Origin of the sequence: Saccharothrix variisporea (assembly GCF_003634995.1) — a bacterium.
Classification (GTDB): Bacteria; Actinomycetota; Actinomycetes; order Mycobacteriales; family Pseudonocardiaceae; genus Actinosynnema; species Actinosynnema variisporeum.
The window spans coordinates 2,909,988-2,930,759 of sequence record NZ_RBXR01000001.1 but is presented as its reverse complement, the minus strand read 5'-3'; the positions used below and the strand labels follow the sequence as shown (position 1 = coordinate 2,930,759).

Sequence of the window (20,772 nt, the reverse complement as noted above, 5' to 3'; positions counted from 1 at the left end):
AGGTCCTCACCCATTCGGGTAGCGCGGTCCACAGGAGCTACCGATAGAAGTCTCGCCCGTGATTGTCTGTAGCGCGCAAGATCGATCGGCGTGGGAATCGCGCCGCGAAGGTGCTGTCAATCGGCTTTGCCGCACAGTGCTCGAAGTGATCAATCCTCGGTAAAGATCGGCCGAGAAAGGATTCCATGGCAACGACGATGCGTGATGAGCCTGTGCCCGTAGCGGTGCAGGTGTGGGGCCCCGGTGCGTTATTCACACGCCCAGAGCTGAAGGTTGAACGGGTCAGCTACCCCGTGATGACACCGTCAGCGGCGGTCGGGGTGCTGGAGGCGATCTTCTGGAAACCGGAGATGCGCTGGCGCGTCAAGCGCATCGAGGTCCTGCGTCCGATCGAGCAATTCACCCAGCGCCGCAACGAAACCACCGAGCTCGCGTCCTTGGCTGACGCGGTCTCCGGTCGTCGGCGTCTCGACACCGTGGCGCACCGCGTACAGCGCAACGCGGTCTGCCTGCGCGACGTGGCGTACCGCATCCACGCCCAGATCGACCTCGCGGAGCACGCCGACAAGCCGGTCACGGCCTACCGAGACCAGTTCCGACGTCGGGTCGCCAAGGGACGGTGCTTCACTCAGCCCTACCTCGGGACCCGCGAGTTCTCCGCCTACTTCGGAGAGCCTGACGATCAACAGCCCATCAAACGTGACGAAGACTTCGGATTGATGCTGCACAGCGTCGACCACGGCAGCGACCCCGTCTCCTTCACCTGGTTCGACGCACGACTGCGCGGCGGCGTCCTCAAGGTCCCCGACCGCGGCATTCCCGGCCGTCCCCGTATCGACACCGAGCCGGACAGTGTCGGCGGGAGCGAGGGCTGATGTTGCTTCAACGTCTGGTTGAATACAGCGATACGCGCCTCGGCCACGCCCGGCCCTTTCACCGCGAGCGCGAATTCCGTTGGCGCCTCGACCTCGACCTCGACGGTCGACCGCTCAGCGGTGAGCTGGCCCCGCTCGTTGACGAACAGCGTCGCAACAGGGGCCTCGTTCTCACCGTCCCCGCAGTCGTCCGCACGGTCGGAGTCGCCGCCAACCTCGCGGCGGACGACGCCCAGTACGTCCTGGGTTGGGGTGACGACACGACCAAGCCCGCTCGGGTGGCCCAGTGCCACAACGCGTTCGTCGGCCTCATCGAGAAGTGGGCCACCAGCGACGACGGTCGCGACGACGAGATCGCTCAAGCCGTGGCCAAGTTCTACCGCTCCGGGCTGGCGTCCGGTCTGGCACGCCCCGACGAGGTCACGTCGAAGCAAGGGATCGTCATCGCGGTCAACGGCGAGTTGGCGTGTCGAAGCGACTCCGTCGTCGCGTTCTGGACTGCAGAAGTCGCCTCTCGTAAGGGCGGTAAGACCGGCAGCCGCCACGGCCTGTGCCTGGTGTGCGGCAAGTACCGTGAACTGGTCGAAACCGTTCCCGGCAAGGTCCCCGGCCGTCTCGTACCCGGCGCCAGCAACGACACCGCCCTGGTCAGCGTCAACGAAAGGGTGTTCGGCTACGACCTGACCACCGGACTGGAAAACACGCCGATCTGCTTCCGCTGCGGCGACGCAGTCTCCACCGGCCTGGTCGCGGTCCTGTCCTCCCCACACAGCATCGCCCCGCGCGGCCAGAACACCCGCACCTCCTGGTGGATCATCGGCGAAACCGACGACGACCCGATCGCGCTGCTCGACAAGGCCGACCCCGACGACGTCGCCACGTTCCTGGCCACCATTCACACCGGCGTGCCCGACGACGATCCGCCCGACATGGAGGTGTTCTGCTCGTTGAGCATCGCGGGCAACGTCGCCCGCATCATGGTCCGGGACTGGATCGAGATGCCGCTGATCAAAGTCAAGCGCAACATCGCCGCGTGGTTCCACAACCAGGAAATCGCCAGCGCCTGGCCGACCGGTCGACGCCACCATCCACTGTGGAGGCTCGCACTGGCCACCGGCCGCTGGTACGGCAACCGCTACGCCGACTTCGGCGCGTCGGGCGAAGCGCGTCCGCACAACGTCTACCAACAACTGCTCAGCGCCGCGCTACGCAAAACCGCGATCCCACCTGTGGTCCTGGCACACCTGGTGAACCGGATCAGAAATGACGGTCACCTCGACGACACGCGAGCAGCACTGCTGCGCCTGGCGCTGACCCACGGCAAGACCACCAAGGAGACCGTCATGCCCGACCTCGACCCGGGCAACACCGACACCGCCTACCAAGCCGGCCGTGCCTTCGCCCTGCTCGAACAGATCCAGAACGCCGCAGGCTCCGGCGAACGCGTCAACACCACCTACGGCGACCGATTCTTCGGCGGCGCAATCACCAACCCGCGCGCCGCTCTCGTCGCCGGAAGCCGCAACGCCAAGGCGTGGCAGAAGAAGCTCCGCCGCACCAAGCCCGGCCTCGCCGTCTACTTCGACAAGCAACTCGACGAAGTCTTCGCGCTCATCCCCGAAGGCAAAGGGCTGCCGGCGGCGATGAACCTCCGCCAGCAGGCCCAGTTCCTGCTCGGCTACCACCACCAACGCGGCCACCGCGCCTCCAGCACCGCTGGACCAGAAACCAACAGCGGCGACACCGCCGCAACCGCCTAACGCCGACCTGCCCGAACAAGCCAAGGACGAGCCCAGCCATGACCAGCACGACCACCGCCGCGCACCTCGACCCCACCGTGCGCCACGACATCGTCTACCTGTTCGACGTCACCGACGGGAACCCCAACGGCGACCCCGACGCCGGCAACCGGCCCCGCATGGACGACGAATCCGGCCACGGCCTCGTCACCGACGTCGCCCTCAAGCGAAAGATCCGCGACACCCTCGCCCTCGCCGCCGAAGACGACCCCCGCTACGGCATCTTCGTCCAGGCCGGACACGCCCTCAACCCGCGCCTCGAAGCCTCCTACGAGGCCAACGGCCTCAAACTCGGCTCAAAGATCACCAAGGACGAAGCCGACCACGCCCGCGCCTGGCTCTGCGACCGCTACGTCGACATCCGCCTCTTCGGCGCTGTCCTCTCCGTCGGCAAGACCAACGCCCTCGGCCAGGTCCGCGGCCCCCTCCAGCTCACGATGGCCCGAACCATCGACCCCATCCTCCCCATGGACCACGCAATCACCCGCGTCACCCAAACCCGCCAAGCCGACATCGACAAGGGCGAGACCACCGAGATGGGCGGCAAATGGACCGTCCCCTACGGCCTCTACCGCGCCGAGATCTACTACTCCGCCAACCACGCCCGCAAAACCGGCGTCGACACCAAAGACCTCGAACTCCTCTACCGCACCCTCGAAATGATGTTCGACCACGACCGCTCCGCCACCCGCGGCCGACTCACTTCCCGCGGCCTCTACGTCTTCAGCCACCCCGATGCCTTCGGCGCCGCTCCAGCCCATCGCCTCACCGAGCGTGTCACGGCCATGCTGAGGAAACCCGACACTCCGCCCCGAGGCTTCAGTGATTACACGGTCACCGTCAACGACAGTGACCTTCCCGCAGGCGTCACGCTCGCGAAAATCATCTCTTAGCGGAGACGTGAGCTGCGTCTCGATGAGGACGACAATATGTCGCCATTGTGACTTGGATTTGCGCCAGGTATGAGCGAGGACCGTGAGGTCCTTGCTAGCGCCCTGGATCTGCACGTACAGTTGCAGTATCTGCATTGAAATCGAGTTCCGGCGCAACGCGAAACGATAGTTGGGCTATGGCTGCCTGGGTTCTGACCGTGTTGCGCTGGAACGTCAGTTTGTCGGAAAACAGAAAGTCGAGTCGCGAGCTTGCCCGTTCGATTCATCGCCACGTAGCGTCGTGCTTCTCAGCTCAGCTTCGGCGGCCGACAGGGAGCCGAAAGCGGAGTCTTGCTGCGGCAGAAACCCACTGTGTACGCCATCGCGGTGAGAGGCAGTTCTCGATGACCTCGGGTACGCACCACTATCGAGCGTCGAGGTGTGGGATCACCCGTGGCGGTCGGTCATCGACACGGCCCTGCAGGTTTGCCCGAACTGCGCCCAACGCAGGTCGATCGGCGACTGGCACCTGACCGCACCCCTCCGGGTCTGCGCGCACCACTGCGGTGAGGCCGCAGTTCTACGGCCCGGCTTCGCGATCGCCGCGCCACGATGTTCTCCTCGGAGCGGTGTCGTCTGGGAAGGGCAAGAATGCACTCGGATTCTCTGGCCGGTCAGATCGTGGGTCTGATGGTGCGCCACCTGCACGATGATGATGGCGACCAGCCGTCGGGCGGCGGGGTGGAGTGGCTGTACTCCCTGGTCATGGAGCAGGCGAGGTCGGTGCCGCTGTGGCAGGGAGTGCTGGACCGGCTTGCGATCACCCCCGGCGACCGGGATGCGCAGGCCCAGGCCGTAGACGTGGTGGCTGCGATGTTGGCCAGTGACGCCGCGTTCGCTCACGCGGTACAGACCGCCGCCTCCGATGTAATGCGCCCCACCCACACCGCCGATCTGTTCGTGCGTAACACGCTCCAGGACAGCACGGTCACAGGTCCGGCGATCCAGACCGGCACGTTCAGCATGAGCGGTGGTGCCATCGCTGCAGGTGACGTCGATCAGTCCCGGCACCGCTCGCTCCGGATCGGACTGGGCGGACTGCTTGCCGTGGTGTTGGTGGGCTCGGGCGGAGTGGTGGGCTATCGACTCGGTGCCGAGCAGTCCTCACCCCATAGTGGGGCGACTATTTCGGCGGCTTCCGCCCAGGACGGTCGAAGCGACAAGGGCGGACCGCTCGACTCGGAGCGAGGGTTGTCGCCTTACAAGCACACGTTCGTCTACGCCAAACAGGTGCAGGGGTCTAACGGCCGCACGATCAACGCGGACGTCAATGCCGAGATCACGGTTCAATTCGCTGGGTTCAGCGAACGGGTTGCCGACTGTGGCCTCACGTCCTCCACCGGCAACCACATCGCCGTGTTCACGCTGTCTGCGAGTAACCTCAACCCGAAGGCAGGCGACGAGGCGGTAGACACAAACCCGTTTCTCGACCTGCGGCCGATCGGCGGTGACCGCATCTACGGGGTCAAGGAGGCCACCCCCTACCGCAAAAAGAGCTGCCCCCGCGAGTATCCGGCTGTCGTTGACCCATTCGATGGCCCGATCTTATACGCGGTGCCGGATGAGCAGTTCGAGTTCGTCGACTACACTCTTGTCCTGGCTGGCGTACCGGACGCACCGGGCACCGAGTTCGGGTTCGAGATCAGGCTCTGGCACACGACCCCGTCCGACGAACACTACGAGTCGGACAAAGCGATCTTCAAGTCTTGAATGGCTCAATGGCGGGCAACCAATTGCTGACGGCGGTCAAGCCGCCGTGTTGTGGCGTGTGTGTGGGTGCCCGGCTCGCAGGCGGGCCAGCCGTCGGGTTGGGCAGCTTGTAAAGGATCATCGGCCGAGCCCGTGCTCACCCAGGCCGCCTGTCAACGGCCGAGCTGCCCAACACACGTTCAGACGTAGGCGATGGGGTTGCGCGCGAGCGGTGTGGCGCGGTGGTCGGCTTGCCATACACGGGTCACCGGACAACACCTCGCTGTCGATGGCGTACCGCTCGGGCTCAGGAGTCTTGCCCCCTTTGATCCTGGCGATGGCCAGCACGAGCCCGTCGAGGCTGACGATCTGGGCTCGTCCTCGGACAACGCGCGGTCGAAGTTGAGCCGCCACGTGCCACGCCCCGCCGTTCACGCCTCCTCCGTCATGCCTTCATGGTGGCCCACCAAGGACCTGCGCAGTGGGTCCGTCGCGGGGGATCTCACGTTAGCGAACGATCTGAATCTGCAACACCGTGAACTTCTCTACAAGTTAACCTTTTTTTTGTTGCAAAGTTAAAGCCGTCAATGCTGCTGGGCCGCAGGTGGTTCCAGGAATCGCCGGACAGTGTGCTGAAGCAGATGTGTTTCGAGTTCCCGCATGTGAGGCGTCACTGAAGACGTCAGTCAGTAGTACCGTCCATCCGGGCGACGAACTTCTGGGTGACGGCGCCCATTGACGATGGCCGTCACCCGGAAGTTCAGCAATCAGACGAGTTCAAGCCGGCCGCCTCTACTGGATGAGTGATTTGCACCCGAGGTACAGTTACTGCTATTAGCGATGTCTCTGCGCGCGGCCCGCGGGCGGAGGTGTCCGACCAGTCCTGCTCCGAGCGCAACGCGCTCGGAGCAGGACCGCTGGAGCCGTGCTTCCTGTCCGGTTTTCTGTTCCGGGCATCGGGCGTGAGGTGCGGTCAGTTCTGTTTGGGCTCCGTTCACGAATGGCCTTCATCCAGCGCACCAGGCCGCGCCGGTCAGAAGGTCCAGCGCTGCTCGCGGCTAAATTCGACCAGATTGAGACAGGGAACCCCCAGTGCATCGCACACATCAGGGATACGAGGCTTATCGAGGTTGCCGCTGCGTGTCTCCTCTGTCACTACTACGCCTTTGCGAGCGCAGGCGAGTGCGATCACGAACGGATCAGCTTCGTTGCGACCGCCCCCTTTTCCCATTAGCTTGGGGTGGGCGCTCAGGATCTGACGGGTGGCTTTCTGGATATCTTCGTCCAAGGGGACAAATAGGCCGGATTGTGCGGCAGCCCATTCCTTGATTGCATCATCGCGTTTGACGATCTCGCGCCTTACCTCATCGCTAGACCGAATCATCCCAGAAGCGATAGACTGCTCGATCCGCGTCCACAATGTGGCAAACACGTCGGGCGGCAGGAGATCGCGCCGACCTTTGATGAAGGCGCTAGTGTCGAATGAGTAGAGGCCGCCTGTCACACGTACTCCGACAATGCGGCCATCTGGGCGAGACGGTCGATTTGGTCGACTTTGACGTTCAAGAACGATGCTGCCGTGTGGCTGTCGATCACACGTCGACGCCGGGCGTCAGCAACGCGTCGCACATATCCTTTGCCCAGATCGCGCGCCGTCGTCCGGTACCAGTTGCCGCCGCCGATGGACGATTGGCTTTCTTCGCGTTGATATGCTTCGATAAACTCGGCACGCCTGGCTTGATAGAATGTTTGATTGATGTAACCCAATGTCAGGAGTCTTCGAGCGAATGCTTCGGCGCTGACTCCGAAGGGGGCGGCGGCGGCGCGTAGCGACGAATAATCCCAGGAGTCGGGGTGCCTTCTCCGCCGTCGGACGTCAGGACTTGTCAACACGGCACTTCTTGGCATGAGGACGGCTGCTGCGATTCGATTGCACCGTGCTTCCAGCGCGCGGTCGGGATCGGTAGCCCTTGCGTCGGTAATCGTGTCGCACAGCCCGCCGGTGTGCAGAATAAGGTGGGCATACTCGTGCAGCATTGAAAATAGACGGCCGCGCACCGCATCGCTACCATTGACCATGATTACCGGAAGAGAATCATAGTACAATGAGAACGCCCGCATTTCGGTAGTTGACACGCGACCACCGGAAGTTGCCATTACCAGGATGCCGACCTCTTCCAGTGCGGCTGTCCAGGTGTTAAGATGGTCGTATTTCGTCCCGCTCGCCCTGGGCAGTGAGAGCGGGCTGTTGTCGAGCAACAGCGTTCGGGCAGCGCCAGCAATCTGCTCGTCGTCATCAGGTACCGGCTCCAGCCGCCAAATCGCGAGTGGGGGCTTCTCGTCAATCTCGGCCAGTTCCAGCGCAGCCTCTCGCTGGGCGATAGCTCGGCGGTATTCACCATGCAGTTCGGCAGACCATTCACCGGCACTGGCCTCCGCGTGGCGGCGGAAGTCACGCATCGCGTCAAAGTCTGCTGGCGGCTCGGCCAGAAAGAAAACACCGAGAGGGCGCTTGTAGGCTTCAGCGGCCTTCCGGAGTTGGACGATGGTCGGTGTTGAGGCGCCAGTTTCCCACTGCTCGACCCGATCGTCGGGGAGCTGCATCTTCCGGGCTGCCGCCACGGGGGTTAGGTTCACGCTCTCGCGGGCCCAGCGCAGCACCGAGGGCTCAACGAGCGCCGGTGTCGACCTGGGCATGTCTCAATCCTTCCCCGGCTTGAACTCGTCTGCACGTCGGCAGCGTGCTGGCAGCGCCGTTGTACCGCGTACCCGACCTTCTGTCGAGAGACCACTCGTGGTCTCCCGTCTGGTCGGGCCCGGCCCCGTCAACGTAACCTGCGTCGACGGGGCTGGAGGACTGTCTCTGGCTTCCGTAGGCGCGGCCCAGAGGGACGTGGGAGCCTCGAGCGCCTTGCGGGTGGCTTCGACGTCACCGACGGGGCCCTCGTACTCGTGGGTGTGGGATTTGATCACGGCGTCGGCAGGGTGCCACAGCTTGTAGTTGAGCGAGGAGCCGCGCGGCTCCTCGGGTACTGGGTGTGGTAGACGGACATTGCCGGACTCGGCAACAGACCACGCCCCTAAGCGTTGCGCGCCACCTCACCCCGAAGGGTGATTTTCGGAGGCGGTGCCAGGCGGCACGGAGGCTTCACTAGTTGATCTCCGGGGCCAGACGGAGCGATCAGGCAGTGATCTCTGACATCGTGACCGGTGTGACGCGGGACGTGACGCGAGGCGGCGTCGATTGGAGCGGCTGGCGGGTCTGTTGAGGCGACCGGGGATAACGTCTTTGCAGGTAGAGGCTGGTGTGACTGTTGGATCCGCTCTCCGGAGGCGGGCGCGCCAACTCGAATCCTTCCAGGCCGTGGCCCACCCATCTGCATCACAATTCTTCGGCCGCATCCTCCGCCCATCGACAAAAATCGCGACCCAAGATCGTGATCGCGAACCGTCCACCCTGCGGCGCGCCGGGTTGTCCGTCCAGCTCCGAGTAGGAGGTCGGGTACCGCGGCGACAGGAACTGGTGCACGGTGCGAACCAGCCCGTTGCGGCTCAGGGTGCTGAGCGTGGAGTCCACGAACTGAGGCGGATCGAGCAACGTTGCCAGGTGAACTAGCGTCGCCTCCTCGACCGACGCCAACTCCTTCAAAAGGAGGAAGTGTGGCTGTTCGAGGTCGTTGAGAATGCGGGCCATGTAGACCCTGTTCTCCAGCTTGGCCGGGTCCGGCTCTCCGTACCCTTCGGCCAGCAGTCGGGCCAGCATGCGTCGCTTGACGTGGAGGGGTGTCCGAGCCGACGCCTCAACGCACGCCCCGAACAAATCAAGCAGTCCCTCCGTGCCGAGAACTGACGTCAGCATTGCCTCGGCCGAGACGTTGGCCATTGCTGCCGCCTCCTCACAAGTGTTAATCGCGCGGGTGAGCCGCAGGTCACCTAGCTTGCGAAGCCCGGCGTCAAGACCCACGGCCGCAGACGCGGCCACACCTACGATCATGGGCGAGCCGGTCGCGTCCGCGAGCCCTGCCAACGGACCGACCAGCGCGGCTGCAACCACCGGCACCCAGGGCTGACCATGTTTCTCTGACACGGGGACGTGTCTACCTGGCCAAGCTGTGACCTGCCTCCCCCGCCGCGGTCCGTGAGGCACGATTGTCGCCGCCCGACACGCCTCTGCGCGGTGAGGCGGACACTTGCCTCCGGTTGAACATCCGGGGCCAGCAGGTACTGGAGGTTGAGCCGCGCCATGTCGTTGCGCGGGCTGCCGCATGGCGTGGCAGCTCCGAGAGGAGTCGGCAAGCTGTCGGGGTGCGCCAGGCACAGAAGTCAGGCCGGTGCGCGTGCCTGTGTGGTCGGCTGCGCACGTTGACGTGCAGTCGTGGTGGCCGAGACTGCATCGGTCGCAACGGTGAGGCGGATGATCGCCAGCGCGGCGGCTTCGCCCATTCGGGTGGTTTCAACAGTTGGCGACGAGGAGCGACAGCGTGGCTGAGGGTGGCGCCACGCGAGCATCGGCTTCTGGACTGACAACGGAAAGTGCTGGGTGACTGGGCAGGAAGGCGCCAAACGCGAAGCTGGGACGTCGGCAGGAGGTGCGAAGGCAGTCGCTCTGACTGCCCGACCGGCGCTAGACGGTCGTCGTCCGGTAGATGTAGCACTCGCTGCGAGTTGGACGACTAGTGGGTCGTGGAGCCGGACAACTGGCGGGTGTCGCGTGCAGCCGACCGCCTTGCGCAGTCGCGTAGGAGAGCGTCGGCGCTGCGGTCGGAATACCGATCGTGGTTCGCGGCCCGGCGGTCTGATGAGCGATTCGTTCGGTTCACGAATCACTTGGATGTGCTGGAAGCGGTCTTGGTGGTCATGCACGACCGAGTCGCCGACGAGCAGGACGCGATCGAGGTCGACACCCCACCAGGCGTCGTCCATGACCGGTGTCGGATGGTGGAGAGATCGTTAGACCTAGTGCGCCGGGTGTTCTGGGTGGTACCGGGACAAGTACGACCAGCGGTTGGCCGACCAACCGACGCTCCTGGCCGCGGATGAGGTGGTACGCAGCTGCTGGACGGAGCCGTTCGCCAGATTAGGACGCCGTCCGCCGACGGGTCCGCTGGTGTACCTGGACGCTCGTTACGACGCGTCGGCGACCCCGCGCGTCTCCGTGCCACCGGACCTGCGCGGACCCGACGACGGTGCTGTGGCCCGGTGCGTGCTCGAACTGCCGGTGCCTGTCATCGCCCTGCCCGCGGCGGCGGAGCATGAGCCGTGGTGGCTGGTGCTCGCCGCTCACGAGACGGGGCACCACGTGCAGCACGACCTGGGGCTGGTGCGGCGGACCGCGGAGGCGTTGGAGGCGGTCATGCCCGACGACACTGCCGACCACTGGCACGATTGGGCACGTGAGGCGTTCGCGGACGCCTATTCGGTGCTGATGGTGGGCACGGCGGCGGCTTGGGCCGTCGCCGAGCTGGAGTTCGGCCCACCTGCCCAACTGGCCCGCGTGCCGCGCGACGGTGACCGCTACCCGCCTCCGTGCGTGCGGTTGGCACTGCTGGGCGAGATCGCTCGTGTGCTCGGCCTGGCTGACCCGGGCCCCGGAGCCACTGAGGTCGCGGACTGGCTCGCCGCGTCGCCCTTTGGAGAAGTGCCCGCATCGGTCCGAGTACGGCTGAAGCGGTACCTCGACACGACTCCGGCTGCCGCCAAGGTTCTCGTGGATCTCCCGGTGGACGGGGTCCCGCTGCGCGAGTTGTGCGGCTTCGACGCAAGGGCGTTCGGCGACGATGGGCGCGTCGGTGCCTGGGCCCGCGCTGTCGCCACATCAAGCCCCGTCATCACCGGTCGAGCGGATCGAGAAGCGGCTCGGCTGGGAGTAGCCGGCGGAGTGGCCGCGTATCTGTCCGCAGTGGGCGCGGATGCGGCGGTCGAGTCGGTGCGCGATAACCTGCCGGCTCGGCTGGCGGAGTGCGGCCCGACGGGCGTGCTGGCGGGCGCTGCGGATCTCGACGTGGCCACGATCGCAGCCCGTCTCGCTGAGCACGCGATCAAGGCGGGCCGGAGGGGGCGAAACTGATGCACCGTGTGTTGGTGCGGGTCGATCCGATCGAGGGCGGCGGGTGGCTGGTGTCCGTGCTCGGTCGGTCGCCTGATGGGAGTGACCACGCGCTTGTCCCGCCGTATCGGATGGATGCTGTTCATGTCCGGCAGCGCTTGGTCCCCGCCGTTCCCCGGGACCGGGCCGTGTCCGGCGAGGGTGCGCACGTGCCGCTGTGTTCTGGCGACGCCCAAGTCGTGGATGCGCTGCTCAGGCGCATCCGGACGGGTCCTGCCGAAGGAGATGTCGCCACCTACGGCCGATGGCTGTTCGAATGTCTCCTCGCCCCGGCGTGGTCGGAAATTCTGCGCAGCATCGAGGACGAGCGCGCGCAGGCGGTGGAGATCGTGCTGCGATGGCCGGCCGAGGACGTCGGGTTGCATCGGCTCGTGTGGGAGGCGATGCGCGACGACGTGGCCCCGCTGGCCGGGCACCCGGCGGGGCTGGTGGCGATCACCCGTGCCGTACCTGCGGGCGACGTGCGCGTAGACACGATCACCGGTGTGCCGAGGGTTCTTTTCGCGACGAGCGTGCGGATCTCTGACCCGACCATCCGGCCCGGCGCCATGTTCGTAGGCCTGCTGCGAGGCCTTGATTCACAGGGCCGCTGCCGTGCTCGGGTCGAGCAGGGAGTGTCGGTCAGGGCACTCGCTGAGGCGTGTGCTTCATTCCAGCCGGATGTGGTCCACGTCGTCGCGCATGGCACAACCTTCCCCGATGGGCGAGGGGCGCTCATGTTGGCCGACGAGAGGGGCGGCACGGAGGCTGTCGACGCTACCCGGCTGGTGGCGGCACTTGCAGCCAACGGGGCAGGCTCCCTGCCCACGGCGGTCATCCTGTCCGCGTGCAGCTCTGGATCGGGCGACGAAGGGCTCGACGACCCCACGGACGCCTCGCCGCTCGCCGCCGAACTCGTGGCCGCCGGTGTGCCGTTGGTGTCGGCGATGATCGGCGAGATAAGCGAGTCGGCGTGCCGGCTGTACACCCGCCGGCTCGCCGACGCCTTGCACGCCGGCTCGTCGCCCTCCATCGCGAGTGCGCACGGTCGGCGGGCCGCCCTGCTGGGACAGGAATCACCGAGTCGGTACATCGACTGGGCACGACCCGCGTTCTTCACCGCCGAGTCGCTCGATCCCGACGTCCGCTTGATCGACCCCACCCGGGTGCAGGCGTTGATCGCGCAAGCGGACGGACTCAAGCTGCGCCGAGATCCCGTGTTCATCGGCAGGGACGACGCGCTGGAGGCCGCTGACCTCGCCGTCGCGCCGGACGGCGGGATTGGCGTCATCGCGCTGCTGGCGCGGGAGTCCACCACCGACTTGGGCGGTACTCGACTGCTGCGCGAGATCGGCTGGCGGATGCTGCGCTCCGGTCACGTCCCTCTGATGTTGGGGCCCTACCCCGAGAACAACGCGCCGTCGACCGGGCGGCAGCTCATTGCCGAGATCGTGCGCACGTCGGTCAAGGTCGGCGAGAAGCTCGGTCTACCGCCGCTCGTACCGTCGGTGCTGGAGCCGGAGGACGGGTTCCCTGCCATCGGCACTGCGGGGTCTCCTGTGCCCGAGGCCAAGGTCCGTGCCGCCATCCGCAAGCAGGCCAAGCTGTTCGAAGAGCCGGGGGAGGACCTCGACTCCGACTCGGTCCGCGACTACTTGGCCGACGACTTCGCCGCGCTGGCGGCGGCGGCCACTACGTTGGGGGAGCCGTTCGGCGGGCACTCACGGGTGGTTCTGTTGTGCGACGACGTCCACACCTGGGGGACCCCCGACACCGCGGCGGCAGGGACGAGCGCCCTGGACCTGCTGCTGGACCTGCTCGACGCGAGCGGGCTCGGACGGACGCAGCGAACCGCGCCGGTGGTGTTCACCGGTTCGACCGTCGGGTCGGGTGGTCTGCTGGGCACCTGGCGCGGCAAGGTACAACCCGGCTACCGCGTCATCGAACTCGGCGAACTCACCCCTGACGAGGCCGTGCTCGGCTTCCAGTGGGTGCTGCTGCACCCGTGGACGACAGCACCGTTGGAGGATCAGGACCTCTTCCGCGTCTCCTACACGGGCAACCCGGACAGCCGGGCGGAATGGGAAGCCAAGTTGCTCAGGGTCGGCCTGCGTCCCACCAACGTGCGCGGCAAGCTCTACTACTACGCCGATGCCGTTACCGGTGCGCTGTGCCGGCGCAACGACGACGAACAGGTCTTCCGCGACTACGCGGAACTGCACAAGGGGTTCGAGCTGTGAACGCGCCTCCCGCGCGCGACGACATGCAGAACCTGGAGGTCGCCTACGAGGACCGGCGGTTGTCCGCCTACGACCCGAAGGTGTTGCTCCGGGTGGCGGCGATCCCGGAGTGGACGCTGGACCAGGCACAGGCCGCGGGTATCGACCCCGACCTCGTCGAACAGTGGGAAGCCAACGGGTTGGTGGAGACCCGCGAGGTGGTGGATGACGACGGCGAGGTCACCACCGCGTTCTGGCTGCCCACGTCACGCCGCCCGGACATCGGGGCGTACCTGCGTCGGCGGTGGTCGGTGGACTGGATCGTCAGAGCCCTCCGGGAGTTGGCCGCCCATCTTGAGCGGTTCGGGGAAGTCTCCGCCGAACTGGTGGCCTGGTTCGACGTGGTGCGGAACGACCTACCTCCCGCCACCGGCTCCACACTGGTGTCGGACGTGGACCAGATGCTCCGGCAAGGGGCGACCGAGGACGCCTTGTACCTCGTCGGTGCGGCCCAGGCGCTGGGTGACCTCGTCGGCGACCCTCTGGTCTCGGCCGCGCGACGGGCGAAGTGGCGGCTCGACCGCAGCTACCGAGAAGCGGTCGACGCGCGATCCTTGACGCACTACCTGCCGCGGCTCGCCGTCGAGGACATGCTGGGCGACCTGCTGTTCGGCACATCGGGCACGTGGGCCGCCCACCTGCTCGGCAGCGGCGGTGTCGGCAAGACGATGGCGGTGCGCGACCTGGTCTCCGGGCAGTACGCCACCCGCCACGGCTTGCGTCAGTTTCCGGTGGCTCGCGTCGATTTCGATCACGTCGACCCGCGGTACCCGCACCGTCGGCCGGGCGAGCTGCTCCTTGCCCTCGCCGCGGAGCTCATGGGGTTCACCACCACGCGAGCCGCCTTCAGCCACCGGCGTCACCTCGAAGACGCGGTCGCCGCGCTGCACGAGAAGCTGGCGTCGGGCGGGGACCATTACGTCGACACCCAAGCCATGAAGCCCATGTTGGAGGGCTTCGCCCGGTACCTCTACGAACTGGATGCGCCGGTCCTGCTCGTCTTGGACACGTGCGAAGAGCTGGCGAAGCTCTACGGCCCCGGCGGTCGGGCACTCGCCGTGGACCACACCTTCACGCTGCTGGAAGGCCTGCACGACCTGCTGCCCGACGTGCGGGTGCTCCTCGCCGGCCGTCGGTGGCTCACCTCCCCGCCCACACCGGCCGAAGCCGGAGGGCTTTCCCTGCTCCCGCGGCCTTACTTGCGGGTCGTGCCGCTCCGCGGCTTCACTGATGACGAGGCGCACGCCTACCTGTCCTTGCGCGATGAGGCCGGAACCCTGTCCGGTGGCCTGCGGGATGCCATCGTGGCGCGCTCCCGCCACGGCGGCGCCGAGGCCAATCCGTTCGAACTCGCCGGTTATTGCGAATGGGCCCTGGAGGAGCCGGGACTCGACATCGCTCGGCTCGACGCCGCCACCGACGACCCGTACATCCGCCAACGCATCATCGGTCGCGTCACCAACGCGGCGGTCCGAGACTGCCTGCCCGCCGCCGTGGAACTGGGTCGGTTCGACCTGCGCATGATCGAGCCCTACCTGACCCGGCGCAGGATCGACCCGCGTGCCGCGTTCGACGGACTGGTCGGCCAGGAATGGGTCACCGCCTCGACGTTCGACGCGCACGGCAGGCCCGTGGTGGTGGAACTGGACCAGCAGCTGCTGCCGCGTATTCGTGCAGTCCTGGCCACTGAACCCCATCGCTTCCCGCTCGACCGCCGCCGTCTCGGCGAGGATCTCGCGGAGCTGATCGGGCAAACCCCCGTCGACGAACTGCCTATCGAGGCGGTCGAGGGTGCGTTGCGCCTGCTGCCGGTCGCGGAGGCGGCACGGCTGTGGGCGTCGCTGGAGCGGCGGATCACCGAAGCCGACGCGTGGGCGTGGGCGGCCAACGCCACCGTCCGCGCCGCGGCCGTCGAGAACGCGCTGAGGCCGGAGGGGCCAACTCTGACAGCTGCGATTCGGGCCACCCAGGCATGCGCGGTGACCCGGCTGCCCGGCGCGCCGGGTGCCGCCGAACTGTGGTTGGAGGTGGCCGCCTTCGCTCCGCGACACCCGGACTCGGCGCATGCCGCGCTGCTGCAGTTCCGAGCGGCGTGCGGTGTGGTCGTCGCAGGAGGGCCGGTCGGGGACGGCACGGACATCGTCCGCCGCTGCGTCGCGCTGGACCACGCATCGGCCCAGGGGCCGCTGATCGCCCTGTTCGACGCGCTGACCGCCAGGGACGAGCCGGCACCGCCGGCGCTGCTGCCGCTGTTGGACCAATTGTGCGCCGCGGAGGCTGAGATCGCCGCGACCGCGTGGGAGGCGAAGGTCCTCCGCAGGCTCCACCACTGGCACCAGCGAGGGGCGATCGAGGCCGCGGACCTCGCCGTTCTGCACGCTCAAGAACGCTCCAAGAGGCGCTGGGCCGAGTGGGCGCCGCCGCTCCTTCTGCTCGACCGGGCCCGGCTCGCGCGGGTGGTGGTGGCCCTCCACGGGCACGAGCGCTTCGACCGCCGCTATTCCGAATGGCGTGACGACGCTTTGCGGCGGCTCGATGACATCGACGCCGAACGGCTCGCCGCCGCAGTCACGGAACTGGAGCGACGGTGGCGACCTGTCGATCGAGGGGTGCTCGACGAGGCGGCGACCCTCGAACGCTACCGACGACAACGCGTGCCGACGCACACCTGGCACCGACGGGTGCCGGCGCTGCGGACCGTCCTGAGCATCGGCTTGGCCGCCTGCGGGGAAGTCCGACAAGCGATCGCCGACCTCCAGCAGCGGCGGGAGGCCGCCGTGTCGGCGGGCGACGACCCCGCGACGATCGCGGAGTGCGATGCGGCGTTGGTCACGCTGTGCCGCAGGTACCGGGTGGAGGACCTGATGAAGTCCACGGTGCGGCTCACCCGCTCCCCGGACGCGGTGATCCGGGCGGCCGCCTGGGCGGCCCTGGTCCTGGTCGCCGGAACGCCACCGCGTACCCCGGACGAGGTCGGCGGGTGGCGGCACTGGTGGCGGATGCAGCCTGTCCCGCCGGAGCGACCGGCGACCACCGACCACTTGCCGCCCCCATCCCGTGACTGGGCTGACATCATCGCCCAAATGGAGTTCGAGTCGACCCTTCTCCGGGTCGATCCGCCCGCGAACGTGGCGTGGTCCGCAGTCCAAGGCATCGAGCAGGCGGCACGCCGGGCTCCCTGGTCGGAGGAACACGTCGGAATCGTCCTGATGGCGGCCGCCCTCGTCGACGACTGGGCCATAGCCAGGATCGTCGAACACCTGCCGACCCGCCTCCTCGCGGAAATCGCCGAGTCCGAGGCGGAGTTGATGGCGCTGCGTCGGCCGGAGCGTGCGGTCCACCTGCTGACCTTCGCCAGGGACTTGTTCCAAGCTTGCGGGGACCGGGGAGGGGTGCTGCGCACGACCATCCTCTTGGTGCACACGTCGCCCTTGGCGGACGAGCCGGCTGGAGGCCTTCCCGACCTCCGGGAGACGTCCGCGCTGCTCGGCCGCGATTGGGCTGGCCAACACGAGGCGGCGCTGATCATGGGACAACTCCTCGACAGCCCGCGCTCCGACTCACCGAGAACGAGTCCCCCGACGACCGCAATGGAGCAACCGCTTTCGGGAGTCCCTGAGTGGATGCAGTCGAGCACCGTCTGGCAGCGCACTGCGATGCTGGACTGGTCCACCAATCGGATCAACGCGTGCCGCGTCGTGGAATTGGACGGCGACACGCTCCGTTTCGAGGCCGAGTGGCAGACCCCCCCGCCATCCGTTGCCTCGGTCGACACACCCTACGTGGTGATCCCGATCCTGGTCGGCGACCACGAATTGTGGCGCCGCGCAAAGGCACCGGACATCCCCACGCTGGGCAAGGCTCGCTTGCCGGTCTGGTTCCGCAAACACCGTCGCAGCGCGGACTTCTGGATATGGCGTCCGACCATCCATTCCCTCCTCGAGCCCTCTTCGACTCGAGGACACGAATCACGGCGGTTCCACGGACCTGCCGGTTTGCAGCCCCGACGTATTGCCGGGTCACAGGCGTTCCACGTGGTGGGTGCCGCCATCGAGACCTCGGCCGGCTGGCGGATGCGAGTAGTGGACGACTTCGTGCCCCAGGGTGGTCCGTACCAGACGACGGGGCGAGGCACCTGGACCGGCGAGCGCCTGCTTGGCCCCGACGACCTGCCCTCAGGCGACACGTCGCTCGTGGTGCTCCAGTGCGACCCGGCCGACTGGCCGCCGGCGCAGTTGAGACACCAGCGCGAACCTATGTGCCGACTGGCGCTGGAGTTCGGCGACAGTGGGGTTGCCGTGCTCGTCGTACCGCCGCTTCCCGAGGACCTCGCCCGCGGTGTCGCCGAACTCGTGTCGGGGTGGGGCGGCGCGTCGGGGACAGGAGCGATCGACCTCCTCCACCTGGTCCACCACGTCCGTGAACTGGTCCGTCCTCAATCGGACGACGAAATCCTGATGATCGTGTAAAGGCAAGGGATACGACATGGCAAAAGCAGGCGGCATGTGGGACCGAGTACGGGGCTGGTTCGTCGCCAACGCCGAGCAGGTGACCATCGCCTTCATCCCGGACCCTGACGGGCAGCCCGTGCGCCCCAATGCCGGCTACTTGCGCGTCCTGCTCGCCGAAGGCGCGCTGGCGCGGTCCAGGACTTGGGGCAACGACCACTTTCCGGTCCTGCACGGTGGAGTCTCGCTCAATGCGCTGGGAGCCGCGCCGATCACGTTCACCTCGTTCAGCAGGGCGCCGGAGGAGTGGACCACGCCGGGAGTGGTGCTCGACCACCCTTTGACCATGCTCCTGCCGTTCACCGGCGGAACCGTCGAGATCGAGGCGGCGCTCTACCAGGCGACCGCCGACGGCCCGCTCAAGACGGCCGTGGATCTGGTGGGCAACTTGGCTTCCTTGATGGGGCCGCCATTGTCGTTCGCGAGCCAAATCGCGGACAAGGTGTCCACCGGTCTCGACCAGGTGCTGGACGCGACCGGAAACCAGCCGGTCCTCGGCCTGCACATGACGATGGTGTCGCCCGGCGGCGGCGGGCGAGTGCTGCGTCCCGGTCACCTGGTCGTGGTCAACACACCTCCGGCGGCGCTCAATGGCAGCACACTCGTCATCCACGACGGCAGGCTGCACTTGCGGGACGGTGACAACGTGCGTCTGCCAGAAGGCGTCGACTACCTGGTCGTCCGGGTCGAGTGCCGCGCTGAACGAGACGACTGGCGGTTCCCCGAACTGGACGACCTGATCCGCGCCGCCGGGCAGGCTTGGATCGAGGGGTTCGAGGACATGTACCGTGCCCGTCGCACGGAGGCGCTCGTCCGGGCCTGGAACAGCACGGACCTCACGCCGGTCGACCGCAGAAGGGTCGCGTTGCTGGTGCGCGAGGAACTGGACGCAGTGCGCGAACTGGGAGCGGTTGCCGCGACAACCGGCACGCTCGGCGACATCGCTCCGCATCGCCTGCGTGCGACCGACGACGACGCCGTCCACAAGCTGGACCTGGCGCAGCTCCTCGCCTAGGGCCTGTATCGAAGTCGGTCATAGTCATTCGTTGATCGCGGCGACGTGGACGGTGGCTTCGTAGCGCACGGCGAGCTTGTCGTAGCGTGTGGCGACCGCGCGGTGGCGTTTGAGCCGGTTGATGCCGCACTCCACCGCATGGCGTTGTTTGTAGGTCTCGGGGTCGAAGGCCGGTGGCCTGCCGCCTTTCGACCCTTTGGCCTTGCGGTGGGCGTCCTGGTCGGCCTTGCTGGGGATGGTGGCCTTGATCCCGCGGCGGCGCAGGTGTTCCCGGTTGGCCTTCGAGGTGTAGGCCTTGTCCGCCAGCACACGGTCCGGACGGGTCCGGGACCGGCCACCGGTCAGCCGGGGCACCCGGATCCCCGCCAGCACCGGGACGAACTGCGGACTGTCGCCCCGCTGACCGGCGGTCAGCACGATCGACAACGGCTTCCGCCCTGTTCACAGCTCAGATGCAGTTTCGTGGTCCACCCGCCACGCGAGCGGCCCAACGCGTGGTCCTCCGGCTCGGTGGTGATCCCGCCCGGCGGCTCGGCCTGCAGATCCCCCTTTTCCGCGCACCGGCGGCATGCTGATGCGCCCGCACGATCGTGGAATCCACACTGACATCCCACGTGATCCGCCCTGCCGCATCGGCCAAGGCCTGCAACGTGATCAGCATCCGCCGCCAGGCACCGCCGCGCTGCCACCGCCGAAACAACCCGTATGCCGCCGCCCAGGATCCGTACTCCGGCGGCATGTCACGCCACGGCGCGCCGGTGCGCACCCGCCACCGGATCCCGTCGATCAACTGCCGCTTGCTCCACAACGACGGCCGACCCGGCCGCGACGGCGAGGGCAGCAACGGCTCCAGCCGCTCCCACAGCGCGTCGGTCAGGTCGAACCGCCTCGCCACCGCTAAGGTGTCCACGAGGTCTCCGGTGTTCAGGTTTCTCTTCGCAGACAAACCCTCTACCGGAGACCTCGCCCATTCTTGATCATCGACACGCCCACCAGCCCAAACTCAGCCGAGGCAGTCACAACCGACTTCGATATACGGCCTAGGCGCCGACATCCTGCTGGAATCCAGTGCCCAGGCAACCAGATGCGAGTGGGGCGGAGACAGGCCAACTAGACGGAATTGTCGGATCGGTTCTGCGGCGCCTCGGCCGCGACCGTCGACCTCCAGGCACTAGCGTCGGAATATTGGGCCCGATCGCCGGTGTGGTTTGGTACGCGTCACCGCTGCTTCCAGGAGCCGCAGGAGGCGAAGTTGTCCTAGACAGTTGCAGCTGCTGGAGCGAGGCTTCCAGCATGCACCGCAATGGCTCGTCGTCGCTGCGATGAGCCGCTTCAACGGGCACGCGCCTGCATGTCACGTCCGTCGAGCTTCGACGTTGCCACTGTGACGCGGCTTCCGGTACGTGAGAAACCATTTTCCTACGTGGATAGCAACCACATCACCTCGCGTACGGGTGACACTCGGCATCTCCCAGCGGAAGCGGAGGCGGTGGTGCTGGTGCTGTCGAGTCAGGGTACGCGGTCGCGCGGCGAGCGTGGACGTGGTGTGCGCTGGTTCGCTCTTCCTTGGTTGCCCGCAGGTCTTGGAGG

11 protein-coding genes and 1 pseudogene are annotated in these 20,772 nt (G+C 66.9%); 8 read left to right on the top strand and 4 right to left on the bottom strand.

Features of this window, described 5'->3' with window-relative positions:
- The first annotated feature begins 185 nt into the window (after positions 1–185).
- The 4 genes from cas5c to DFJ66_RS12695 all read left to right on the top strand — a co-directional run bounded on the left by cas5c (position 186) and on the right by DFJ66_RS12695 (position 5,316).
- Complete coding sequence (gene cas5c / locus DFJ66_RS12710) at positions 186–875, top strand: type I-C CRISPR-associated protein Cas5c (protein ID WP_121221046.1); 690 nt, start codon at positions 186–188, stop codon at positions 873–875.
- Complete coding sequence (cas8c, locus tag DFJ66_RS12705; protein ID WP_121221044.1) at positions 875–2,635, top strand: type I-C CRISPR-associated protein Cas8c/Csd1; 1,761 nt, start codon at positions 875–877, stop codon at positions 2,633–2,635. Before cas5c ends, cas8c begins: the two co-directional genes overlap by 1 nt.
- A 38-nt stretch (positions 2,636–2,673) precedes the next feature.
- A complete protein-coding gene (gene cas7c, locus DFJ66_RS12700; RefSeq protein ID WP_121221042.1) occupies positions 2,674–3,567 on the top strand; it encodes a type I-C CRISPR-associated protein Cas7/Csd2 in 894 nt (297 codons plus the stop codon).
- A gap of 669 nt (positions 3,568–4,236) precedes the next feature.
- Positions 4,237–5,316, top strand: coding sequence for a hypothetical protein (locus DFJ66_RS12695; protein WP_147459232.1), 1,080 nt, complete (start codon positions 4,237–4,239; stop codon positions 5,314–5,316).
- A 1,012-nt stretch (positions 5,317–6,328) separates the two neighbouring features.
- On the opposite strand, the gene DFJ66_RS12690 is transcribed toward DFJ66_RS12695, so the two are convergent.
- From DFJ66_RS12690 to DFJ66_RS12680, 3 genes are all read right to left on the bottom strand, one after another.
- Entirely contained in the window at positions 6,329–6,799 is a 471-nt protein-coding gene (locus DFJ66_RS12690) for a DUF4411 family protein (protein WP_121221038.1), read from the bottom strand.
- Complete coding sequence (locus DFJ66_RS12685) at positions 6,796–7,992, bottom strand: XRE family transcriptional regulator (protein ID WP_121221035.1); 1,197 nt, start codon at positions 7,990–7,992, stop codon at positions 6,796–6,798. The genes DFJ66_RS12690 and DFJ66_RS12685 overlap by 4 nt, the downstream gene beginning before the upstream one ends.
- A 685-nt stretch (positions 7,993–8,677) precedes the next feature.
- The gene (locus DFJ66_RS12680; protein ID WP_147459231.1) at positions 8,678–9,382 is read right to left on the bottom strand and encodes a hypothetical protein; all 705 of its coding nucleotides are present in this window, start codon (positions 9,380–9,382) and stop codon (positions 8,678–8,680) included.
- A 1,020-nt stretch (positions 9,383–10,402) separates the two neighbouring features.
- Between DFJ66_RS12680 and DFJ66_RS12675 the strand changes: the two genes are divergently transcribed.
- The 4 genes from DFJ66_RS12675 (at position 10,403) to DFJ66_RS12660 (ending at position 19,182) form a co-directional block, all read left to right on the top strand.
- Entirely contained in the window at positions 10,403–11,362 is a 960-nt protein-coding gene (locus DFJ66_RS12675; protein ID WP_147459230.1) for a hypothetical protein, read from the top strand.
- 56 nt (positions 11,363–11,418) lie between these two features.
- The gene (locus DFJ66_RS12670) at positions 11,419–13,620 is read left to right on the top strand and encodes a CHAT domain-containing protein (RefSeq protein ID WP_211351109.1); all 2,202 of its coding nucleotides are present in this window, start codon (positions 11,419–11,421) and stop codon (positions 13,618–13,620) included.
- Positions 13,617–18,128 carry a hypothetical protein gene (locus DFJ66_RS12665; protein WP_121221027.1) on the top strand — a complete coding sequence of 1,504 codons (4,512 nt, stop codon included), beginning with the start codon at positions 13,617–13,619 and terminating at the stop codon, positions 18,126–18,128. The genes DFJ66_RS12670 and DFJ66_RS12665 overlap by 4 nt, the downstream gene beginning before the upstream one ends.
- Before the next feature lie 79 nt (positions 18,129–18,207).
- A complete protein-coding gene (locus tag DFJ66_RS12660; RefSeq protein WP_147459229.1) occupies positions 18,208–19,182 on the top strand; it encodes a hypothetical protein in 975 nt (324 codons plus the stop codon).
- 24 nt (positions 19,183–19,206) lie between these two features.
- Here the strand turns inward: DFJ66_RS12660 and DFJ66_RS12655 are convergent.
- A pseudogene (locus DFJ66_RS12655) lies at positions 19,207–20,077 on the bottom strand (IS5 family transposase).
- Between the last annotated feature and the right edge of the window lie 695 nt (positions 20,078–20,772).